This window comes from Saccharophagus degradans 2-40 (assembly GCF_000013665.1).
Lineage (GTDB): Bacteria > Pseudomonadota > Gammaproteobacteria > Pseudomonadales > Cellvibrionaceae > Saccharophagus > Saccharophagus degradans.
Genome location: NC_007912.1, coordinates 4,285,980 through 4,305,005 on the forward strand (window position 1 = coordinate 4,285,980; position 19,026 = coordinate 4,305,005).

19 protein-coding genes are annotated in these 19,026 nt (G+C 49.6%); 12 read left to right on the top strand and 7 right to left on the bottom strand.

Annotation, left to right across the window (positions count from 1 at the left end; all coding sequences use genetic code 11):
• Window positions 1–272: 272 nt before the first annotated feature.
• Window positions 273–593 (bottom strand): SelT/SelW/SelH family protein, encoded by a 321-nt coding sequence (locus SDE_RS17565; protein ID WP_011469829.1) that lies wholly within the window; start codon window positions 591–593, stop codon window positions 273–275.
• A 413-nt stretch (window positions 594–1,006) separates the two neighbouring features.
• Here SDE_RS17565 and SDE_RS17570 point away from each other — a divergent pair, with 413 nt between their 5' ends.
• Window positions 1,007–1,882, top strand: coding sequence for an FHA domain-containing protein (locus SDE_RS17570; protein ID WP_011469830.1), 876 nt, complete (start codon window positions 1,007–1,009; stop codon window positions 1,880–1,882).
• 88 nt (window positions 1,883–1,970) lie between these two features.
• Here the strand turns inward: SDE_RS17570 and SDE_RS17575 are convergent, their stop codons facing one another.
• On the bottom strand, window positions 1,971–2,603 hold the full coding sequence (locus tag SDE_RS17575) for a UbiX family flavin prenyltransferase (protein WP_011469831.1): 633 nt from the start codon (window positions 2,601–2,603) through the stop codon (window positions 1,971–1,973).
• Window positions 2,596–3,963 (bottom strand): UDP-N-acetylmuramate:L-alanyl-gamma-D-glutamyl-meso-diaminopimelate ligase, encoded by a 1,368-nt coding sequence (gene mpl, locus SDE_RS17580; RefSeq protein ID WP_011469832.1) that lies wholly within the window; start codon window positions 3,961–3,963, stop codon window positions 2,596–2,598. The genes SDE_RS17575 and mpl overlap by 8 nt, the downstream gene beginning before the upstream one ends.
• A 306-nt stretch (window positions 3,964–4,269) precedes the next feature.
• Between mpl and SDE_RS17585 the strand changes: the two genes are divergently transcribed.
• From SDE_RS17585 to ppa, 3 genes are all read left to right on the top strand, one after another.
• Window positions 4,270–5,403, top strand: a complete 1,134-nt coding sequence (locus tag SDE_RS17585; protein WP_011469833.1) for an FIST signal transduction protein — start codon at window positions 4,270–4,272, stop codon at window positions 5,401–5,403.
• On the top strand, window positions 5,403–7,253 hold the full coding sequence (locus tag SDE_RS17590; RefSeq protein ID WP_011469834.1) for a putative bifunctional diguanylate cyclase/phosphodiesterase: 1,851 nt from the start codon (window positions 5,403–5,405) through the stop codon (window positions 7,251–7,253). The genes SDE_RS17585 and SDE_RS17590 overlap by 1 nt, the downstream gene beginning before the upstream one ends.
• Window positions 7,254–7,327: 74 nt before the next feature.
• Window positions 7,328–7,864, top strand: a complete 537-nt coding sequence (gene ppa, locus SDE_RS17595; protein ID WP_011469835.1) for an inorganic diphosphatase — start codon at window positions 7,328–7,330, stop codon at window positions 7,862–7,864.
• Between the two features lie 59 nt (window positions 7,865–7,923).
• Here the strand turns inward: ppa and SDE_RS17600 are convergent, their stop codons facing one another.
• Window positions 7,924–8,673 (bottom strand): hypothetical protein, encoded by a 750-nt coding sequence (locus tag SDE_RS17600; RefSeq protein ID WP_011469836.1) that lies wholly within the window; start codon window positions 8,671–8,673, stop codon window positions 7,924–7,926.
• A 347-nt stretch (window positions 8,674–9,020) separates the two neighbouring features.
• Between SDE_RS17600 and SDE_RS21580 the strand changes: the two genes are divergently transcribed.
• A complete protein-coding gene (locus tag SDE_RS21580) occupies window positions 9,021–9,344 on the top strand; it encodes a hypothetical protein (RefSeq protein WP_011469837.1) in 324 nt (107 codons plus the stop codon).
• A gap of 38 nt (window positions 9,345–9,382) precedes the next feature.
• Here SDE_RS21580 and SDE_RS17610 read toward each other — a convergent pair whose 3' ends face one another.
• Entirely contained in the window at window positions 9,383–10,009 is a 627-nt protein-coding gene (locus SDE_RS17610) for an HAD family hydrolase (RefSeq protein ID WP_011469838.1), read from the bottom strand.
• Between the two features lie 9 nt (window positions 10,010–10,018).
• Complete coding sequence (locus SDE_RS17615; RefSeq protein WP_011469839.1) at window positions 10,019–10,678, bottom strand: M15 family metallopeptidase; 660 nt, start codon at window positions 10,676–10,678, stop codon at window positions 10,019–10,021.
• 557 nt (window positions 10,679–11,235) lie between these two features.
• Here SDE_RS17615 and SDE_RS17620 point away from each other — a divergent pair.
• Window positions 11,236–11,514, top strand: coding sequence for a TfoX/Sxy family protein (locus tag SDE_RS17620; RefSeq protein ID WP_011469840.1), 279 nt, complete (start codon window positions 11,236–11,238; stop codon window positions 11,512–11,514).
• Window positions 11,515–11,652: 138 nt separating this feature from the next.
• Entirely contained in the window at window positions 11,653–11,967 is a 315-nt protein-coding gene (locus SDE_RS17625; protein ID WP_011469841.1) for a Rieske (2Fe-2S) protein, read from the top strand.
• 3 nt (window positions 11,968–11,970) lie between these two features.
• Here SDE_RS17625 and sfsA read toward each other — a convergent pair whose 3' ends face one another.
• Entirely contained in the window at window positions 11,971–12,672 is a 702-nt protein-coding gene (gene sfsA / locus SDE_RS17630; protein ID WP_011469842.1) for a DNA/RNA nuclease SfsA, read from the bottom strand.
• A 160-nt stretch (window positions 12,673–12,832) separates the two neighbouring features.
• Between sfsA and dksA the strand changes: the two genes are divergently transcribed.
• From dksA to SDE_RS17655, 5 genes are all read left to right on the top strand, one after another.
• Window positions 12,833–13,270 (top strand): RNA polymerase-binding protein DksA, encoded by a 438-nt coding sequence (gene dksA, locus SDE_RS17635; protein ID WP_011469843.1) that lies wholly within the window; start codon window positions 12,833–12,835, stop codon window positions 13,268–13,270.
• A 68-nt stretch (window positions 13,271–13,338) separates the two neighbouring features.
• Window positions 13,339–14,235 (top strand): tRNA glutamyl-Q(34) synthetase GluQRS, encoded by an 897-nt coding sequence (gene gluQRS / locus SDE_RS17640; protein ID WP_011469844.1) that lies wholly within the window; start codon window positions 13,339–13,341, stop codon window positions 14,233–14,235.
• 101 nt (window positions 14,236–14,336) lie between these two features.
• The gene (locus tag SDE_RS17645; protein ID WP_041324860.1) at window positions 14,337–14,516 is read left to right on the top strand and encodes a hypothetical protein; all 180 of its coding nucleotides are present in this window, start codon (window positions 14,337–14,339) and stop codon (window positions 14,514–14,516) included.
• Window positions 14,506–17,508 (top strand): ATP-binding protein, encoded by a 3,003-nt coding sequence (locus tag SDE_RS17650; protein ID WP_011469845.1) that lies wholly within the window; start codon window positions 14,506–14,508, stop codon window positions 17,506–17,508. The genes SDE_RS17645 and SDE_RS17650 overlap by 11 nt, the downstream gene beginning before the upstream one ends.
• A 48-nt stretch (window positions 17,509–17,556) precedes the next feature.
• The gene (locus SDE_RS17655; RefSeq protein WP_011469846.1) at window positions 17,557–18,975 is read left to right on the top strand and encodes a sigma-54-dependent transcriptional regulator; all 1,419 of its coding nucleotides are present in this window, start codon (window positions 17,557–17,559) and stop codon (window positions 18,973–18,975) included.
• Window positions 18,976–19,026: the final 51 nt, after the last annotated feature.

Consider the following 19,026-nt stretch of genomic DNA (forward strand, 5'->3'; position numbering starts at 1 on the left):
CTTGTGCGTCCAAATTGCTCGCGCCACTCGCAGCAAGCGAGAGCGGCATCCATTCTAGTTAAACTTCTACTACAGCCTTAGGTTAAGATTTACGTCTCACCCCTAAAAGCTGCACTGTTGTATTCAGTTGCACAGCTGTATTCAGTTACACTAAGCGGCGTTTTTACGTGATGTAACGCAGGCCGGTAACGGTACGGCGGTGCAACAGCGGTAATAGACGAAGCTAACGCCATTTAGGTTTACGCAAAAAACCTACAACCCGATTAAAGTGGCTAGTTTTGCTCGCCTTTACGCGCACGATCTACATGACCAAGCGACTTATCAGGGCTAACCACATCGCGAATACGCTGCTTTAATTCCTTAGGGCCAGGAAAACCATCGTCTCGCTTGCGCTCCCACACTAAATGCTCATCCACCCAAATTTCGAATACACCACCAGTGCCTGGGCGCAATGCTACTTGATACAACTCATCGGCAAATGTTTGCAAAAGCTCTTGCGCCATCCAAGCCGAGCGCAACTGCCACTGGCAAAGGGTGCAATAGTGAATAACAACACTTGGCTTACACTGGTCACTCTGTGAGACGTTAGGCATGCTAAATAGTTTCTGAATACTTTAGTAAAAGCATTAATTGCTTAACCTGAGCGCAGCTGTGCTGTACTGCACAATTGCCGCGCATTTTAACTGATAAGCCGTGTAGTTTGTGTAGAATGCTAGGGATATTCAGGTAAAATTTGTAAAGTTTTTGTTAAGGAATGACAACCATTCTCAACAAATCAATAAAAACTGCGTAACGGCCAATAATGCATGGATTAATCACCCCCATCCAACTGAAATACGCGTACCTAGGGCTTGGCATAATACGAAGATAGTTGCATAGTGGCCTATAAAATGGCATGCGCTAATTACACTGGGTTCAAAATTTGAGACTATGCAAATACCCGTTGATCTTTATTCGCCAAACTTGTTCGCAGCCAACCGCACCAACCCGACATTGAAGTTATTGCATGCTCAAAATTCAGTTTAAGGACCCAAATCGCAACCCACTTTGGGTGATGGAAAAAAACTTTTCCATTGGTGCAGATAAATCCAACCACCTAGTGCTAAATCAACTTGGTATCGCTCCGTTTCACGCAAAGCTTATCAACCAAGGTGATAAGTTCTTACTGCGCGACATTAACGAAGCAGGCACTTTTGTTAACGGCCAGCGCGTTACTCAAAAACAAGTAGCCTGTGGCGATACATTGCGCTTTGGCGACGTCGAACTAGAAATTATTGACCCCTTAAGTGAAACCCAGGATGAAGCATGCCCATACTGGTCGCTTATTGCCGATTCCAGCTGGCTCTCGGGGCAGGAGTTTCCTATTTTGGCCAACATTGGCGAAACCGTGCTTATTGGCAGAAATCACGAATGCCACATAGTATTCCCCGGCACCCACCTCTCCCGCCGGCACGCGCAAATTACTATGGGCGCGAAAAGCTTAACCGTAACCGATTTAAAATCGGCAAACGGCACATTCTTAAATGACTCGAAGATAGATGAAGCGGAAGTAAAGGCCGGAGATAGATTGCGGTTTGATGTTTATAGTTTTCGGGTGTTCGGGCCGGGAATACAGCTATCGAAGTCAGCCACCCACACCAAGCTGCCCGCGCTAACCCCACCCCCAGGCAGCATTGAAGCAGCCCCCACAAATAGCCCGGCAAAAGAACCCGCCATAGACACCACAGTACAACCGGAAGCAAAACGCTGGAAAACCCGCCCCACCTCCCCCGGCAATAGAGAAGAGCCGGTATACCCCAAAAACAAAGCTCTGGGCTGGCTAGTTGCGGGGGTAATTCTTATAGGCTTCGCCACTGCCGCCCTGCTAATTGTAGGTGGGTGATAATCGTTAATTACTAGCTACTAATCGCTAGTAACCAATAACTAGCAGCCAACAACTAGCGATTAGCTATTCGAAATTAGCGTCTTACTTACTCTCCCCAGGGCGCGAGCAGTGTTTGTGGGATACCCAACTGATCCATAATGCGCGCGACGATAAAATCCACTAAATCGTTAATGCCCGCTGGCTTTTGATAAAAGCCTGGGCTTGCGGGCAATATAACTGCCCCCATGCGCGACAACTTGAGCATGTTTTCTAAATGGATATCTGAATACGGGGTTTCGCGCGGCACTAAAATTAACTTACGGCGCTCTTTTAAGGCCACATCTGCCGCGCGCTCGATAAGATTGTTACTGGCGCCACACGCCACCGCAGAAAGCGTGCCACCGCTGGCGGGGCAAATTACCATCTGTGCTGGGCTGCTAGAGCCAGATGCCACCGGCGCAAACCAGTCCATTTTACTCATCAACACCAATTGCCCACTTTTAGCCCCTGTAAGCTGTTGCAACTGTGACAACTGCTCCTGCTCATCATCACTAATAGCAAAATCAGTTTCTGTGCGAATAACAATAAGTGCAGCTGAAGAAAGCAAAACATAAACGCGGCAATTGGCTGCAATTAATGCCTGCAACAAGCGCAAACCATATTGTGCTCCAGAGGCTCCGGTTATAGCCACAGTAACAGTTTGCGACCACGCGCTTTGCTGGGCTTGCGGATTACTCATGGGGTAGCTCCTGAATTGCTGCTGCTAATAAATTATGTACTCCACCAAACCCGCCATTACTCATTACAACAATATGTGCGGGGCCATCACCCAAGTTGGACACGGCACTGGCAACCAGCTCGCTTAAGTTAGTGCAAACTTGCGACCCTTGCGCGGGCTTATCCAGCTCGGCTTTAAGCGACCATTTGGCATCTGCCGATTCAAACCACAACACGTTATCTGCTGCCTGCGCAGAACTAAGCAACTGCTGCCTGTGCACGCCCATTTTCATGGTGTTGGACCGCGGCTCGATAATAGCCACAATACGTTCGCTACCCACCTTCGCGCGCAAGCCTTCTAGGGTTGTTTGAATAGCCGTGGGATGGTGGGCAAAGTCGTCATACAAATTAACGCGATCTGTTTGCGCGATCAGCTCCATACGCCTCTTCACACCTTTAAACGCGCACAGCGCTTCGCAGGCAAGAGCAGGAGCTATACCTATATGACGCGCGGCCGCTATAGCCGCCAGACCATTACTTACATTGTGCAGCCCAGTTTGCCCCCATGTAACTTGCCCTGCGCTTTCGCCATCAAACACAACGTCAAATTGAGAGCCATCTTCGGCGTGTAGTTTTACCTGCCAGTCGTCGCCCAAAGTTTGCTTATCGCTCCAAAACCCCTGCTCTACCACTTCATCAATGGCGGCCACACCATTGGGGGCAAGCAATAACCCATCAGCGGGCAGCATTCGCAGCAAGTGATGGAATTGACGCTGAATGGCGGCGAGGTCGGGGTATATATCCGCGTGATCAAACTCTAAATTATTAATAATGAGTGTGCGCGGACGATAGTGAACAAACTTTGCGCGTTTATCGAAAAACGCCGTGTCATACTCATCGGCCTCAATAACGAAGAAATCAGATTCACCCAAGCTCGCCGACGATTCAAAATTGCCCGGCACCCCACCAATTAAATAGCCAGGCGCAAAACCTGCATATTCTAATATCCACGTTAGCATGCTGGTGGTGGTAGTTTTACCGTGCGTGCCCGACACCGCCAGCACCCACTTCTGATGCAACCAATTCTCTGCCAGCCACTGCGGCCCAGAAATATACGGAATACCGCGATTAAGTACCGCCTCCATAGCTGGGTTACCGCGACTCACCACATTCCCCACCACCACAAGGTCGGGTTTGTCATCTAGCTGCGCCGGGTCAAAACCTTGTATTAACTCAATGCCCGCAAGCTCTAGCTGGGTGCTCATTGGCGGGTACACATTGGTATCCGAGCCGGTCACTCGGTGCCCCATCGCCTTAGCAAGCTGTGCAATGCTGCCCATAAAGGTACCGCATATGCCTAATATGTGAATATGTTTACTCATAGTGGTTCTTATACTGTGCCTTCGATGTGGCGCAGCTTAGCATGCTTAGGGGGATTTTTAGAGCGAAGCAAATAACACAAATCAGTCGCATGTGAGCTTGGCACCTAGTGCGAAACCATAGCCAACCATAAATTGCACTTGGTGCTAGGCTTGCTATAACTATGTAATACCCTTTAGCCAGCCCTCACTTTAGCGCACAAGCCAGTCTTAGCATGCCAATAAGCGATGATTAGTTTATGATAGCCAAATTCGGAAAACTTAATAACAAAAGCGAGCAAAAGGAATTTTGCCAAGGACCCGCCTCAGATGAATTTGATTAGCTCCGCAATTCATTGCCCAAGCTCCCTGCCTGATCTGGAAGATCAGTTAGACCTATTAGTTGATGCCGGCGCACAAAGCCTGCTTATTTTGGCTGCCCATAGCCCTGCTTGGCACTGCGAACAAATCATCTCGGTTATATCCAAATACAACATCCCTATAGTAGGCGGTATTTTCCCGCAGGTGCTTTTAGGTGACCAAGCCTATGACGAAGGGTTTGTGGTAGCAGCACTCAATTGCCCTCTAGACATTGTGTGCATCAATCACCTTTCTAGCGGAGACGAATCCATCGCCGCACAGCTGCTAAACAACCGCGAAAAACTCATTAAAGCCAAAACCCATATCACGCTTATTGACGGGCTTGCGGCCAATATCGAGCGCCTTGTAGAGTGCATGTACGAACTGATGGGGTTGAATGTTACGGCGGTTGGCGGTGGCGCAGGCGCACTAGATTTTGTCCAGCGCCCATGCCTGTTTACCCGCGAAGGAGCACTTGAGGACGCAGCTATCATTGCCGGCGTACCCAGCCCCATTCATTTGGGCGTAGCCCACGGCTGGGAGGTGATGGACGGCCCCTACCTGGTTACAGGCTCCGAACAAAACATGCTTACCACGCTAAACTACACGCCCGCTTTCGAGATATATCGCGAAAAGGTCGAGGCGGCGAGTGGCGAGCGGTTTGACGATACCAATTTTTTCTCTATCGCTAAAACTTACCCTTTGGGCATTGAGGGCTTAGATGGCTCCCTCACAGTGCGCGACCCCATCAATCTGCGCGGCACTAAATTAATGTGCGTAGGGGAAGTACCACAAAACAGCACGGTATATATATTAAAAGGCAGGCGTGAAGGGTTAATTAAAGCCGCTGGCGTTGCTGCCGCTACCGCCTATAATGCCTATCGCCGTCAATCGGCAACTACCCCCTATTCCGGTTTACTGTTCGACTGCATAAGCCGCAGCTTGTTTTTAGAATCGCAATTTGAGCAGGAGCTCGCACTTATTCAACACACCCTCGGCGACAACGGTATTTGCGTGGGCGCCCTAACACTGGGGGAAATAAGTAACACCTCAAATGGCATTGTTAGCCTGCTGAATAAATCGACTGTTATAGGCGTGCTGTAGTGGAGAACACTTTAAAGTACATTTCCATTCAACACGAGCTGGGTATGTCCATTGGCCTTGAGTTGCCTCTGCAACCCATGTTGCGACGCTTCACCAAAGTTGCTGTTCGACGCTTAAATTTAGCCGAAGTGCGACTTTATTTTTTGCACGATCGCCAAGGCCAACTCGCACTACCTAGCGATATAAAAAGCTCGGTACTCAAGCCCTACTTTAGCTCTACCCTTAGCGAAACAGTGGCAACACCAGCAGCCCTTAGTGACACCTTCGAGCGCCTAATCGGCTTCCCTACCGACTATATACTGCAACACGATGACACCACAGGTGAGTACACCTATTACTACAACCTTACCAATATAGGCATGATAAGCCTGCACCTATACCACCAACCTATACATGCAGAACTACTGGAACTACTAAAACCTATAGTGGAGCGCTTGGCTATTAGCTGCCAGGCGTCTATTGAGCACCACCACCTGCTGCAAGCCATCGACGACCGCAAACGCGCCGAAGAGGTGGTGCGCTTTCAATTGCTGCACGACGAGCTTACCCAACTGCCCAATAGACGCTCGTTTATGCGTCACCTTGACGAATTAAACTCAACCTATAACGCGCGCAAATTAAAAGCAGCAGTGTTGTTTATCGATTTTGACCGCTTTAAAACCGTTAACGATACACTGGGGCACGCCGTTGGTGACTCGCTGCTGCAGGCCATTGCCAAAACCTTTATAAAGCTCGTGCGCTCCCACGAAATGGTTGCTCGGTTAAGCGGCGACGAGTTCGTCATTGTTTTAAGTGAAACCGAGCAACAAAACCAAAGCGTTTACCAAATAGTGGAAAACACCCTCAGCAATATTCAGCTAGCGTTTTCTAACCCCCTGCAAGCTGGCGAACACTTGCTGCATATTACCCCCAGTATTGGAGTCGAGTTTTTCCCCAATAAAAATTACACTTCAGAGCAGATACTGCGTCATGCCGATACGGCCATGTATGTAGCTAAATCGCAGGCTCCCAACTCGGCGGTTATTTACGATCGCAGTATGTCGGTAGAGCTAGAGCATCGCCAATTTATAGAAAAACAGCTGCAACAAGCTATAAAAGAGCCAGAGCAATTTGGCTTGCTGTACCAACCGCAATTTAATGCGCGCGGCGACTGCATAGGCGCAGAAGCACTGGTTCGCTGGAATGGCCAGAACCTTTCACCGGAAGAGTTTATTCCCGTAGCCGAAGATACCGGTCTTATGCTGGAGCTGGGGCACCAGATACTCTCGCGCGCATGTCACGACCTAAAACAACTACAAGACGAATCGGCAACCGGCCACGTTAAACGCATCTCTGTAAACGTTAGTGCCTTGCAATTTAATCAGCGCAATTTTATTAGTGAGCTCACCTCAATTATTAGTAATGCCGAAGCGAATTCACATCTAATTGGCATAGAAATAACCGAGAGCGCGCTGGTAAAAAATACCGATGAGGCCATTAAGAAAATAGCCGCTCTCAGCGAGATGGGAATAAGAGTTTCTATCGACGATTTCGGCACTGGCTACTCATCGCTAGCCTACCTAAACCGGCTGCCGGTAAACGCACTTAAAATTGACCAAACCTTTGTAAAAGGCATCGCCAAAGATGCAAATAACCTCGCCATAGTAGAAACCATTATGGCTCTGGGCCACAGTATTGGGCTGTCGGTAATGGCTGAAGGCGTAGAGAACGACGCAGATCTGCAATGTTTGAAACGCCTTGGCTGTGAGCTCTACCAAGGTTTCTACTTTGGCAAACCCATGCCACTGGCCATGGCCAAGCACTCGCTACTGCCTAACTATTCAACGGCTGACGAACCCGCTAACCCATAGAGCCCTGCAAACTCTATGTGGTACACTTGCGCCCGCATTAAACCTACCAACCCGCAAATTTTTAGGAAAGCAGTATGAGTCTCAATCTTGTACCCACCGGTAAAAAGGTGCCTGACGAGGTAAACGTAATTATTGAAATCCCTATGGGCGGCGAGCCTATTAAGTACGAAATAGACAAAGACTCTGGCGCTTTGTTTGTAGACCGCGTACTTGGCACCTCTATGCGCTACCCCTGCAACTACGGTTATGTGCCCCACACCTTGTGTGGCGACGGCGACCCTGTTGACGTATTGGTATACATGGATCGCCCTCTAGTGCACGGTTCTGTTATCAATTGTCGCCCAATTGGCGTATTGAAAATGACCGACGAATCCGGTGAAGACGCCAAGATTGTTGCTGTACCTGTAAGCAAAATCACCAGCATTTACGACAACGTTCAATCTATTGAAGACTTGCCAGAAATCGCTACTCGCCAAATCGCTCACTTCTTTGAACACTACAAAGATTTAGAAGCAGGCAAATGGGTTAAAGTTGAAGGCTGGGAAGGCGTAGCCGCTGCCAAGCAAGAGATTTTAGACTCTGTAGCAAACTACGAAAAAGAAGCTAAGTAATACCGCAATTGTGCAGTAACACTTACACGTAAAGGGCGCCCTAGTGGCGCCCTTTTTGTTTAATCCGCCAGTTGAATATGGCTTATATCGGGCGCAGGCGGCTCTGGCGCCTTAGGTGCACTCAAGCGCTCACCTTCAGCCCCTAGTGATATACCAGAAATATCCACTTGCACAGGCTCTACCTTTTTACGCTCTTCAGGCTTTAATAGTTCGCCCTGCTGCGCCGCCAATGCAATATTGGCAATGTCTACCTGTACAGGTGCAGGCCGTGCTATTTCACTGGCATCCACCAAATTACCGGTAGTTTCACGCAGTGCTATGCCGCTTATATCTACCTCCATTAGCGGTAAGCTTTCGCGTTCGCCACCCTCCAGAATATCGGCCCCAGGTGGCGCCACACCGAAATCGGGCACCGGTACACTGACCTGTGACGCGGCACTACCCACAATAGCGGCGGCAGGTGCCGTAGCTGGTTTGCTCGGCTTGGGCTCCGCTGGCGCAGAGTTAAAAGCGGGTTGGGGCGCAACGGGCGCGGCAACTGGGGCAGGCGCAGCTTTCGCTACCGGCGCAGGGGCTTCTACCGCAACCAACTCTACTACCGCCCCCGCTTTTTTTATTGCCACCCGGTATTTCGATGCAGTCTCAAAATCGAGGTTTTTCTTCAGCGTTACCGCCTTGCCGGTAAACAGGGCATCCAAACGCGCGCCGTCGATTTTGAACAGGCGCCCTAAATTCGCTTTCGCCTGCGCTTCGTCTACCGACTTAACCAACTGCCCCTTAAACACTAAATCGAATTTTTCGTCCGCCACGCTCTTCTCCTATTACTCTATAAGGCTAATAGTAGACCGGATTGCCGTAAATCTAAATCCCATCTATCCCTTATAGCGACCTTCTAACCACAAACCGAGGCGCGCCCTAACAAGTAAACAATCTATCAACTAAGCCGGCTTAGACCTAGATAGCTTTAACAGCAACCAAACAAAATTTTGTGCGACATATCTCACGTAAATTGGCGCATATAACCGCTGGCAAACACTCAAAACGGCAACCATACTTGGTTGGAACGCAGTAAGCTTTACTGCGGAATATATGGCTGGCACACAATGAAAGTTTGCTCGCCTATCGTCAAAGGGAGACGTTTTTTAAAGGATAACCCATGGCAAATACAGAAGATCAAACCGCACCTCACACCACCTCACACACTAAAGCAGAGGGGGATCGGTCGCTTACAATTGGCAGCGAGCATGTCAATGTCCATACCGTAACCAATAAAGTACTCGAAGATATCGACTTTTTGCGCGATCGGATAATAATGATAGAAAACCAAAAAGTGCCCAACAGTTTAATTCTAAACACCTATAAGAAAATGCTTGAAAGCCGCGAAGCCGTGCTGGGGTGGCTAGAAGAACATGAAGTAATTTGTAGCGTTAACTCAGTAACCACAACCACCAAAGACGATTCCACTAAACGCGCCGGATAACTACGCGTTTAATAGCTAACCGTACATAAGCCCTTTATTTAAAGCAGACCGGGCAGGAGTGCCATATTGTCAAATTGTATAGCCTCCAATTGGTCGCACTCCTTGCTAGACGCACCGTAAAAAAAGCTTTTTATACCCGCCGCCCTGGCTGCCTTTAGCCCAGTGTAGGAGTCTTCTATTACTCGTGCGAATTCCACTGGTACGCCCATTGCCTCGGCGGCGTAAACAAACAAGTCTGGCGCAGGCTTTCCTCGAGCAACATCTTCGGCACTAAATCGATTTTCGGGAAAGTATTTAATTAGCCCCGTTACCGTTAACGAGTGCGCGATTTTATCGTGGCCGCCATTCGAGGCCACACAAAATGGCACTCCCCGCTTTACCAAATCGGCCAACAACTCCCTCACCCCCGCTACAGGTTTAAGGTTGTGAGTAAATGCGTGTTTGGTTTTAATATCGAGCTGTTGCGCAAAATCTGGCGGCACCTCAAAGGCAAACTGCGTGCGCAAAATTTCAAAACAGTTCGCTAAAGTATGCCCTTTGAATACGCTAAAGCATGTTTGCGCGGTAATGGCTAAACCCCGCTCTGCTAATGCATCGGCAAAGACCTGCGCGGCTAGTTTCTCGCTGTCTACCAGCACACCATCACAATCAAAAATAATTAACATAGCTACCGGTTAACACTGAATAAAACGTTGATAAATCTCGTCGAAATTGGCCAGCACTTCGCGCTGTAATAGCAGGTTGGAGTTTTCGATTTGCTTATAAATAATGTCTACTGTGAGTGCAGACATATACGAGCGCGCCAGAGGCAAATAACTCAAATGCCAAGGCTCAGGGGCTACTCCGCCGCGATCATATGCGTAGGGGCGATAAAATTCGGAGCCGGGCAGCCAACTATCTAACCAACGGTGCATTGGGGCAAAAAAACCACCGCTCACTGTTTCGGCCACTGTGAGCTGCAATGTTTCTCCATCAGGCAAAGCTGCGGCATCGTACACGTCGGCATCGGTACCCCAGTGGTGGCGAGAGGCGCCGGGCAACGCCGACCAACGCAAAATAGCGAACACCTTCTCTTTATTGGTTAGCTCATTGGCCTCCAATAATTCGCCATGCGCATCATATAGCGGCCTCTCGCCGGACGCCTTGCCGTTCCATATCTTCATTTGGCGCTCAAAGCTTCTGAAGCCGCTAGCCAAACTTAATTCGAACCCTCGTTCACTTGCCTGCTTCTTTAAATAGGCAAAAGCCTCTGCAGCTTCTTTATGTAACGGCACATCGAGATTAAGGGCGATATGCTCCTCTGTTGTACCCAGCAATTGGCTATTAATATTCATAAAATCAGTGCCTTATAGCCCATTGCGCAAAAATTATACGCAAACGGATTGCGTTGGGAACGGAAGTCTGTATCATAACTGTTCGGTTGATTTTAGCTTTTTGTATTTCTATGTAGTTATAACGTAGCTTTACAACTAGCCAATATACACAAGCTTACTGTAATTATGCCAACGGCGTTAGCAACAACGCTTTAGGCTAGCTGCACGGGCAAGTGACATATTACTATCACGCTAATTTCACCCGTTAAATATAAAGTATCAACCCAAGCTGCATCCATACGATGCTACTTAAGGGAATAGAGACTAAACCGCAGCACAGCTTGCTGAGGCTTTTGTCCATAATAATAAATTGTGCATAGCTACTTACCCGTTTTACCGAAGACATTTACCAAGCAGCATCTAATAATTAGGCACTATGTTTAGATTCTGCGGGCCTCTAAGGAAACAGTATTTTGGAGGCATACAGGTACGCGCTTTCGGCCTGCAACATAAACGACACACGGAAAGAGCAAAATGAACAGCCATTCTAATAATAATATTTCAGGAGATCTGTCGTAATGACCTCCCCAAGCAACGAGTTGTTGGACCTTAAAAATTTGGGCATGGCATCAGTGAACATACTGCATGCAATAGGTGTTAACACCTATGAAGACTTAGCTCAAATGGGTGCAGTTGATGCGTACTGCCGCATTAAATCGCGCGGTATTCATGTATCAAAAGTTATGCTGTACGCACTGCAAGGCGCCCTAATGGATGTGCACTGGAACGATTTATCGCCCGACCTTAAATCGCAACTGGTTGCAGAAGCGGAACAACTCGAAAGTACCAGCGCTTAATTTTTAGCGCTAACACTCTCGCTTTACTCCCTGTGCTAATTTGAGACAGCACCTGCGCACATCTATAGATTTTCTGCCAATTAGGCTGCTACCATTTAGCAGGCGCAGCTATTAATCAATCTTGGCTTGGACTTACCCGTGCACCCTATTTGCAAAGTTAACGCGTTAAGCAATGGCGAAAGCTTGAGCTTTACACTCAACGACACCCCCTGTTTTATTACCAAACATAACGATCAATTTTTCGCCTACCAGAATGCTTGCCCTCACTTAGGGGTAACCATGGAGTGGCAACCCAATAGTTTTTTAGATAGTGATAAAGAACTCATCCAATGCTCTATGCACGGCGCGCTGTTTTTAATAGACAGCGGCGAATGTGTTTACGGGCCATGCCAAGGCAAGGCACTTACCCCTATCAAAATTAGCCAACAGGGCGATACAGTCTTTGCCGAGTAGCCTCTACACTACTTTGAGCTTTTTAGTGATAACACTGCCCTCTATACCCAAATCAACACCGTAAGCAATCACTTCCACCCCTTCATTAACGGCCTGCTTAAACAGAGCAGCGTAGGCGGGGTCGATATGTTCGGCTGCAGCCACTTTTGTTATACCCGAGTGCTGCACACAAAAAAACAGTACGGCGCGATGGCCCTGCGACCGCATTGCCATTAATTCGCGCAAGTGTTTTTGGCCGCGCGTACTTACGGCATCGGGGAAGAAGCCCTCACCCTTCCCCTCCTCCAAAGTCACACTTTTTACTTCGATATAGCACTGTTCTTCGGGCTTACTTAGCAATATATCTATACGGGATTTTTCGTCGCCGTAACGCTGCTCTCTAGCTAATTCGTCGTAGCCCTGCAGCTCGCTAATAACACCATTCTCGATTGCCGCGATCACCAACCCATTTGCGCTCGCGCTGTTTATTCCTGCCACTGCGCCTGTTGGAGTGGTCACTCGCTCCAAACTGTATCTATACTTACGCTTAGGGTTTGCGGAATCCAGCAGCCAACAGGGGCTGTTTTCCACAATACAATTACGCATGCTACCGGTGTTTGGGCAGTGCACTGTTATTGTGCTTCCGTCGCTTAACTCAACATCCGCGAGAAAGCGTTTGTAACGTCGCAACAGTGTTGCAGGTATCAAGGGGTACTCAAACTTCATTAACGGGGCCTCCAAAACGGCCAAAAAGGCTAGCGCAGCGGCAATTCTTCTGGTAGCTTGCACGCTTTGTTTTTCCGCCAATTTATAATTGGCTTTGAATTGTGGGCACTTTGCCCCATATTTGTGTCCGATTGCTATAAAAAAATGAGGCGCAAGACCTATGCCTAACTCTGCTACAACTAGTTTTACTCTTCGCGGTTTCACGCCCTATGAGCCTGCTGCTGACGAAGAATATATGTGTCAACAACAACGAGAACACTTTAAAGGCCTGCTTCTCTCGTGGAAACGTGAGTTGATGGAAGAGGTAGATAGAACAGTAAGTCACATGAAAGACGAAGCTGCTAACTTCCCCGACCCTGCCGACCGCGCCAGCCAAGAAGAAGAGTTCAGCCTTGAGCTGCGCACTCGCGATCGCGAGCGCAAGCTAATCAAAAAGATCGACAGCACCTTAGAACTGCTGGAATCTGACGACTACGGCTTCTGCGACGCGTGCGGCGTAGAAATCGGCATTCGCCGCCTAGAAGCTCGTCCAACAGCCACCCTTTGTGTTGACTGTAAAACGATCGATGAAATCAAAGAGCGACAAACCAAAGGTTAATTTAACCGCGGTTATCGATCTAGGGTGCTTTGGCACCCTTTTTTGTTTGCGCCTCCCGCTCAGCCCACATGACTAATCAAGCCCCCTACATTGGCCGCTTCGCCCCTTCGCCCTCTGGCCCTTTGCATATGGGGTCTTTAGTGTGCGCACTGGCAAGCTATTTAGACGCCCGCAGCCACAATGGCACTTGGCTTGTACGCATGGAAGATATAGACCCGCCTCGAGAGCAAGCGGGGGCCGCCGACCTAATATTATCTTGCTTACAAAAACACGGGCTGCAGTGGGACGACAGCGACGTGATGTTTCAAAGCACACGCGCTCAAGCCTACAATCAAACACTTAGCAGCCTGCGAGAAAGCGCGCTTATCTACCCCTGTAGATGCACCCGCAAGCGACTCAATACGCTCAACGGCCGCTACGACGGTTACTGCAAAGCCCACCCTGCAACCTCCCCTGCCGCACTTCGGCTTGATCTTGAGGGCGCAAAAGCCAAGGGAGTGCCACTGCAACAAGCTTTTTGTGACGGCTTACAAGGCGAGCAATATGAAGATTTAGCGCAGCAAGGCGACTTTGTAATCCACCGCAAAGATGGCCTGTTTGCCTATCAATTAGCGGTAGTTGTAGACGATATAGCGCAAAATATTACCCATGTTGTACGCGGTAGCGACTTGCTCGACACCACCGCGCGCCAACGAGCATTAATGCAGCTGCTGGGCCACCAACCTCCGCAATATAGCCACATCCCCGTTCTAGTGGATGCCAACGGCAATAAGCTAAGCAAACAAAATCACGCCCCGGCAGTGGAATTCGACACCCCCACGCACAATCTTATCGATGCGCTAACGCTTTTAGGGTTCCACACCGCAGCGCTTACTCCCGCTACCTCCACATCATCAATTCTACATTGGGCCATACCTAGGTGGGCAAATGTGGCCACCACCCTACAGGGCCGCCTAAGCCTTTAAACGTCAATATCGTTGTGCTGCGAAAATAGTAGCCACATGTACTACAATGCCACCTTTCGCCCGCAAACCGCGGGCGCCCACACCCCAAATGAAGTTTTTGCATGAATAACAAACAACGCCCCCTCCTGCTGTTAATGCTGGTGGTTTATATTTTTTCCCCCACCCTCTTTAGCTGGGTAGTCAACCCTGATGGAGCCTGGTACCGCCCCTATTTGATTTGGGTGCTGGTGATAATTGTGGCGTTTTTTGTACAAACACGGAGCAAGCGCAATGACGTTTAGTTTTTTACAGGTTGCGCTTATTTGCTTTATTTACTTGGGCGTACTCTTTGCCATTGCCTTTGCTACCGAGCGCGGCTGGATTCCCAATAAAATTGTATTTCACCCCGTCACCTATATTTTCTCGCTGGGTATTTTTGCCAGTGCTTGGTCTTTTTACGGCGTTATCGATTTAGCACAAAATTACGGCTATGGCGCACTGGCCTATTACCTCGGCACCGGTGCACTATTTTTATTCGCCCCCATTGCCCTTAAACCACTTATAGAGCTGGCGCGCCGATTTCAAATTAACTCCACTGCCGACCTGCTTACCTTCCGCTACCACAGCCATTCTGTAGGCGGCATTATTACTTTGTGCATGCTTATGGCGATGATTCCGCTACTCGTGCTGCAAATTCAAGCGGTGGCAGACACCATTCACATTCTTACTCGCAATAATGGCAGCAGCCTAGACGGGCCAAGCTCTGGTTTTGGTACACGTGAAATACTGGCTCTGGTTTACTGTATTGTGATTGCCGGCTTTGCCATGCTGTTTGGCTCCAACCGCGAGCACCACAAAGGCTTAATTACCGCCATGGCATTTGAGTCGCTGGTTAAAATGACCGGCCTTTGCGCGGTGGGCATATTCTCGCTGATAACAATATTCGGCGGTCTCGACGGCCTCGACCAATGGCTGCTTGAAAACCCAGATCAACTGGAAAACCTCTACCAACCAACGAAAGAAACTTCCTCCCACACCCTTCTGCTGGTATTTGTGGCCACTGCTGTAGCTATGCCGCACATTTTCCACATGACCGTGGTGGAGAACCCCGTCAAGCATGCCACCCAAACGGTAACGTGGGCTTTTCCGCTATTTTTATTGGTAATGGCGTTGCCGGTATTTCCAATTCTTTGGGCTGGCATCGAGCTAGATACGCGTATCCCAGCACAGTACTTCCCCTTGGCCGTACCCATTGCCGCGGGCAGCTCTACCTTCACAATCATTTCGTTTGTCGCCGGCTTATCTGCCGCCACCGGCGCAATGATTGCAATCGCCCTCGCGCTTGCCACCATGGTACTCAACCACTGGATTCTGCCCGCCACCCCACTGCAAACTAAACGCGAAATTTACGGCCAGCTCATTTGGATGCGCCGTATTCTTATTGCAGTGGTTATTTTGGTGGGCTTTATGTTCTACCGCTTGCTGGGCAGCCACTTCAATCTAACCGACTTGGCGCTCACAGCTTTTATCGCCACTCTCCAATTTTTACCTGGTGTGATTGCTGTTGCTCACTGGAGCCGCGGTAACGGCAAAGGCCTATTGGCAGGGCTGTTTGTAGGTATGCTCACTTGGATGGTGGGGCTGATGATTCCGCTGGTAATGGGGTTAAAGCAAACGCAATTTACCACCTTAGGTGTAACTTTCGACTTGGGTATTAACCATTGGAACAACATCACGTTATGGTCGCTTGGTTTAAACACCCTTACCTTCGTGGTGGTATCGCTTATCACCAAGCAGTCCGATGCCGAGCGCTACAGCGCAGAGCTGTGCTCGGAAGATGAGCTCAGCCACCCTATTCGCCTTATTCTGGATATTCGCTCACCCGACGACATCGCCAACCGCTTGGCGCTGCGTATCGGTGAATCTACTGCGCGCACCGAAGTAAGCCGCGCACTTAAAAACCTTGGCCTCAACCCCAACGAAAGCCGCCCCTACGCGCTGCGTCGCCTGAGGGATGAAGTAGAAGCCAACCTTTCTGGCTTGATGGGTATTGCCATGGCCAGTGAGATTATGGATAAACAAATCCCCTTCAAAATGCCCGAAACCGAAGGCGAAACAGACATCAACCTGATTGAAAGCCGGCTTTCACAGTTTCGCGACCACCTCACAGGTTTGGCCGCCGAACTTAACAACCTGCGCCTATACCACCGCCGCACACTCGAAGAGCTGCCGCTATCAGTGTGCTCTGTGGGGCAAGATATGGAAATTTTAATGTGGAATGGCGCCATGGAAGCACTGACCGGTATCGAAAGCACATCGGTAACCGGCTCTCGACTCGAAGAAGCACTTGACCCATGGGGCGACCTGCTCACCCGGTTTGCACTATCCCACTCGCCCCATTTCTACAAGCAAGAAATAGAACTGGCGGGCAGGCAGCACTGGATTAACCTACACAAGGCCTCCATTCCCTCATCGCTTGCCAACAAAGTAGACGGGCAAGTGATACTGCTAGAAGACGTTACCGAGTTGGTATTGCTCGAGCAAGAGCTGGTTCACAGCGAACGCTTGGCATCCATCGGCCGACTCGCGGCAGGGGTAGCCCACGAGATAGGCAACCCCGTGACAGGCATAGCCTGCCTTGCTCAAAACATGAAATACGAGACCGACGACCCAGAGATTCTCGACACAGCCCAGCAGATATTGTCGCAGACCGACCGCGTATCGCGCATTGTTCACTCACTGGTGAGCTTCTCTCACGCTGGTCAACAAAAAGATGAAGAGCTGCACGCCGTGAATTTGCGCGAATGCGCGCAAGAAGCAATTAACTTACTCGCCCTGCAAATAGAGAAAAAGCAGGTATGCTTCCACAACAGCGTGGATGAAGCCATTCAAGTGGTTGCAGATAGCCAGCGGCTTATCCAAATCTTTGTAAACCTGCTCTCAAATTCTCGCGACGCTTCTGAACCAGACACCAATGTCACCATAGAAGCCAGCCAAGAGGGGCGCACCACCACCATTAGCGTCACCGACGAGGGGCCGGGTATTCCGCTAGAAATACGCGACCGAGTACTCGAACCCTTCTTCACCACCAAAGAGCCCGGCGAGGGCACAGGCCTTGGCCTAGCTATGGTGTACAGCATTGTGGAGGATCATCAGGGCACTTTGGATATTGTCAGCCCAGTGGATTTGGTGTTACAAAAGGGCACAAAATTTGTGATCAAACTTCCCAATTCACTTGAAGTTCACGCCGTGAAAGGTAACACTAGGAGATCGACTGCGGCGCCTAAACCTTAGTACTTGGCGGAAGTAGAATTTCTTTTTAATGATGGTGAGCGATAAGACGTGAGTAAAATACTGATCGTAGAAGACGAAGTGATTATTCGCACAGCGCTGCGCAAGCTGCTTACGCGCAATAAACACGACGTAAAAGAAGCTGGATCGATCAGCGAGGCAACAAGCAAGCACAAACTCGATACCTTCGACCTCATCATCAGCGACCTGCGCCTTCCCGGCGCCCCCGGCACAGACCTTATTCAGCTAGCTGGCGACATTCCCGTATTAATCATGACCAGTTACGCCAGCCTGCGCTCGGCCGTAGATTCTATGCGCATGGGCGCCGTAGACTACATAGCCAAGCCATTCGACCACGACGAAATGCTGGCCGCCGTTAAGCGCGTACTGGGTAAATCGGCCACCCGCTTAGCCCAAACCAATACCGGCAAGGTAGAAAACACCTCGGCAATTGAAGGCATGATTGGCACCAGCGCAGCCATTAAAGAAATTTACGGCAAAATACACAAAGTCGCCCCAACCAATGCCACAGTACTGGTATTAGGTGAAACAGGTACGGGTAAAGAGCTAGTGGCCAACGCTATTCACCGCGAAAGCCCGCGCAAAGACAAACCGCTTATATCGGTAAACTGCGCCGCTATTCCAGAAACCCTTATCGAAGCCGAGCTATTTGGCCACGAAAAAGGCGCCTTTACCGGCGCAGCCACCACCCGCGAAGGTTTGGTTTCGGCCGCCGATGGCGGTACATTGTTTTTAGATGAGATTGGCGAATTGCCACTCGAAGCACAGGCGCGCTTACTGCGCGTACTGCAAGAAGGTGAAGTGCGCCCAATTGGCTCGATAGAGTCGCGCAAAGTGGATGTTCGCCTAGTGGCGGCAACACACCGCGATTTGGGCCGCTTGGCCCGCGAAGGTAAATTCCGCGAGGATTTATACTTCCGTATTAACGTTGTACAAATTAAGTTACCGCCCCTACGCGAGCGCGGCAAAGACATACTCGCACTGGCCGAGACCTTTGTTAAACGCTACTGCGTAGAAATGTTAAAACCGCACCTAACCCTCACCCCAGAGGCCATTCAGGCTATTACCACGTACACTTGGCCGGGCAATATTCGCGAGTTAGAAAACGCGATCCAAAGAGCAGTTATTTTGTGCGACGACGAAGTGGAAATCGATCATACCCACTTATCGATAGATTTAGACCTAATTCGCGTAGACGAATACCGCGAACAGCAATACGCCCCAGAACCACAGCGCAATCAGCAGCACAACACCTCGGCCAAACCCGACCCCAACGAAGACCTCTCTCTCGAAGACTACTTCCAACGCTTCGTCCTCGAACATCAAGACACCATGAGCGAAACCGAATTGGCGCGTAAATTAGGCGTTAGTCGCAAATGCTTGTGGGAACGTCGCCAGCGTCTGGGTATCCCCCGCAAAAAGCCTACCCAGTCGGCAACAACCGACTAAACTCAAAAACGCCATATCAAAAAGTTGTAAAAAATTACTGCCCTTATGGGA

Bases quoted from the DNA above. Each gene is read 5' to 3' on its own strand.
- SDE_RS17565 (WP_011469829.1), bottom strand. From the start codon at position 593: ATGCCTAACGTCTCACAGAGTGACCAGTGTAAGCCAAGTGTTGTTATT.
- SDE_RS17570 (WP_011469830.1), top strand. From the start codon at position 1,007: ATGCTCAAAATTCAGTTTAAGGACCCAAATCGCAACCCACTTTGGGTG.
- SDE_RS17575 (WP_011469831.1), bottom strand. From the start codon at position 2,603: ATGAGTAATCCGCAAGCCCAGCAAAGCGCGTGGTCGCAAACTGTTACT.
- mpl (WP_011469832.1), bottom strand. From the start codon at position 3,963: ATGAGTAAACATATTCACATATTAGGCATATGCGGTACCTTTATGGGC.
- SDE_RS17585 (WP_011469833.1), top strand. From the start codon at position 4,270: ATGAATTTGATTAGCTCCGCAATTCATTGCCCAAGCTCCCTGCCTGAT.
- ppa (WP_011469835.1), top strand. From the start codon at position 7,328: ATGAGTCTCAATCTTGTACCCACCGGTAAAAAGGTGCCTGACGAGGTA.
- SDE_RS21580 (WP_011469837.1), top strand. From the start codon at position 9,021: ATGGCAAATACAGAAGATCAAACCGCACCTCACACCACCTCACACACT.
- SDE_RS17610 (WP_011469838.1), bottom strand. From the start codon at position 10,009: ATGTTAATTATTTTTGATTGTGATGGTGTGCTGGTAGACAGCGAGAAA.
- SDE_RS17615 (WP_011469839.1), bottom strand. From the start codon at position 10,678: ATGAATATTAATAGCCAATTGCTGGGTACAACAGAGGAGCATATCGCC.
- SDE_RS17620 (WP_011469840.1), top strand. From the start codon at position 11,236: ATGACCTCCCCAAGCAACGAGTTGTTGGACCTTAAAAATTTGGGCATG.
- sfsA (WP_011469842.1), bottom strand. From the start codon at position 12,672: ATGAAGTTTGAGTACCCCTTGATACCTGCAACACTGTTGCGACGTTAC.
- dksA (WP_011469843.1), top strand. From the start codon at position 12,833: ATGCCTAACTCTGCTACAACTAGTTTTACTCTTCGCGGTTTCACGCCC.
- gluQRS (WP_011469844.1), top strand. From the start codon at position 13,339: ATGACTAATCAAGCCCCCTACATTGGCCGCTTCGCCCCTTCGCCCTCT.
- SDE_RS17645 (WP_041324860.1), top strand. From the start codon at position 14,337: ATGAATAACAAACAACGCCCCCTCCTGCTGTTAATGCTGGTGGTTTAT.
- SDE_RS17650 (WP_011469845.1), top strand. From the start codon at position 14,506: ATGACGTTTAGTTTTTTACAGGTTGCGCTTATTTGCTTTATTTACTTG.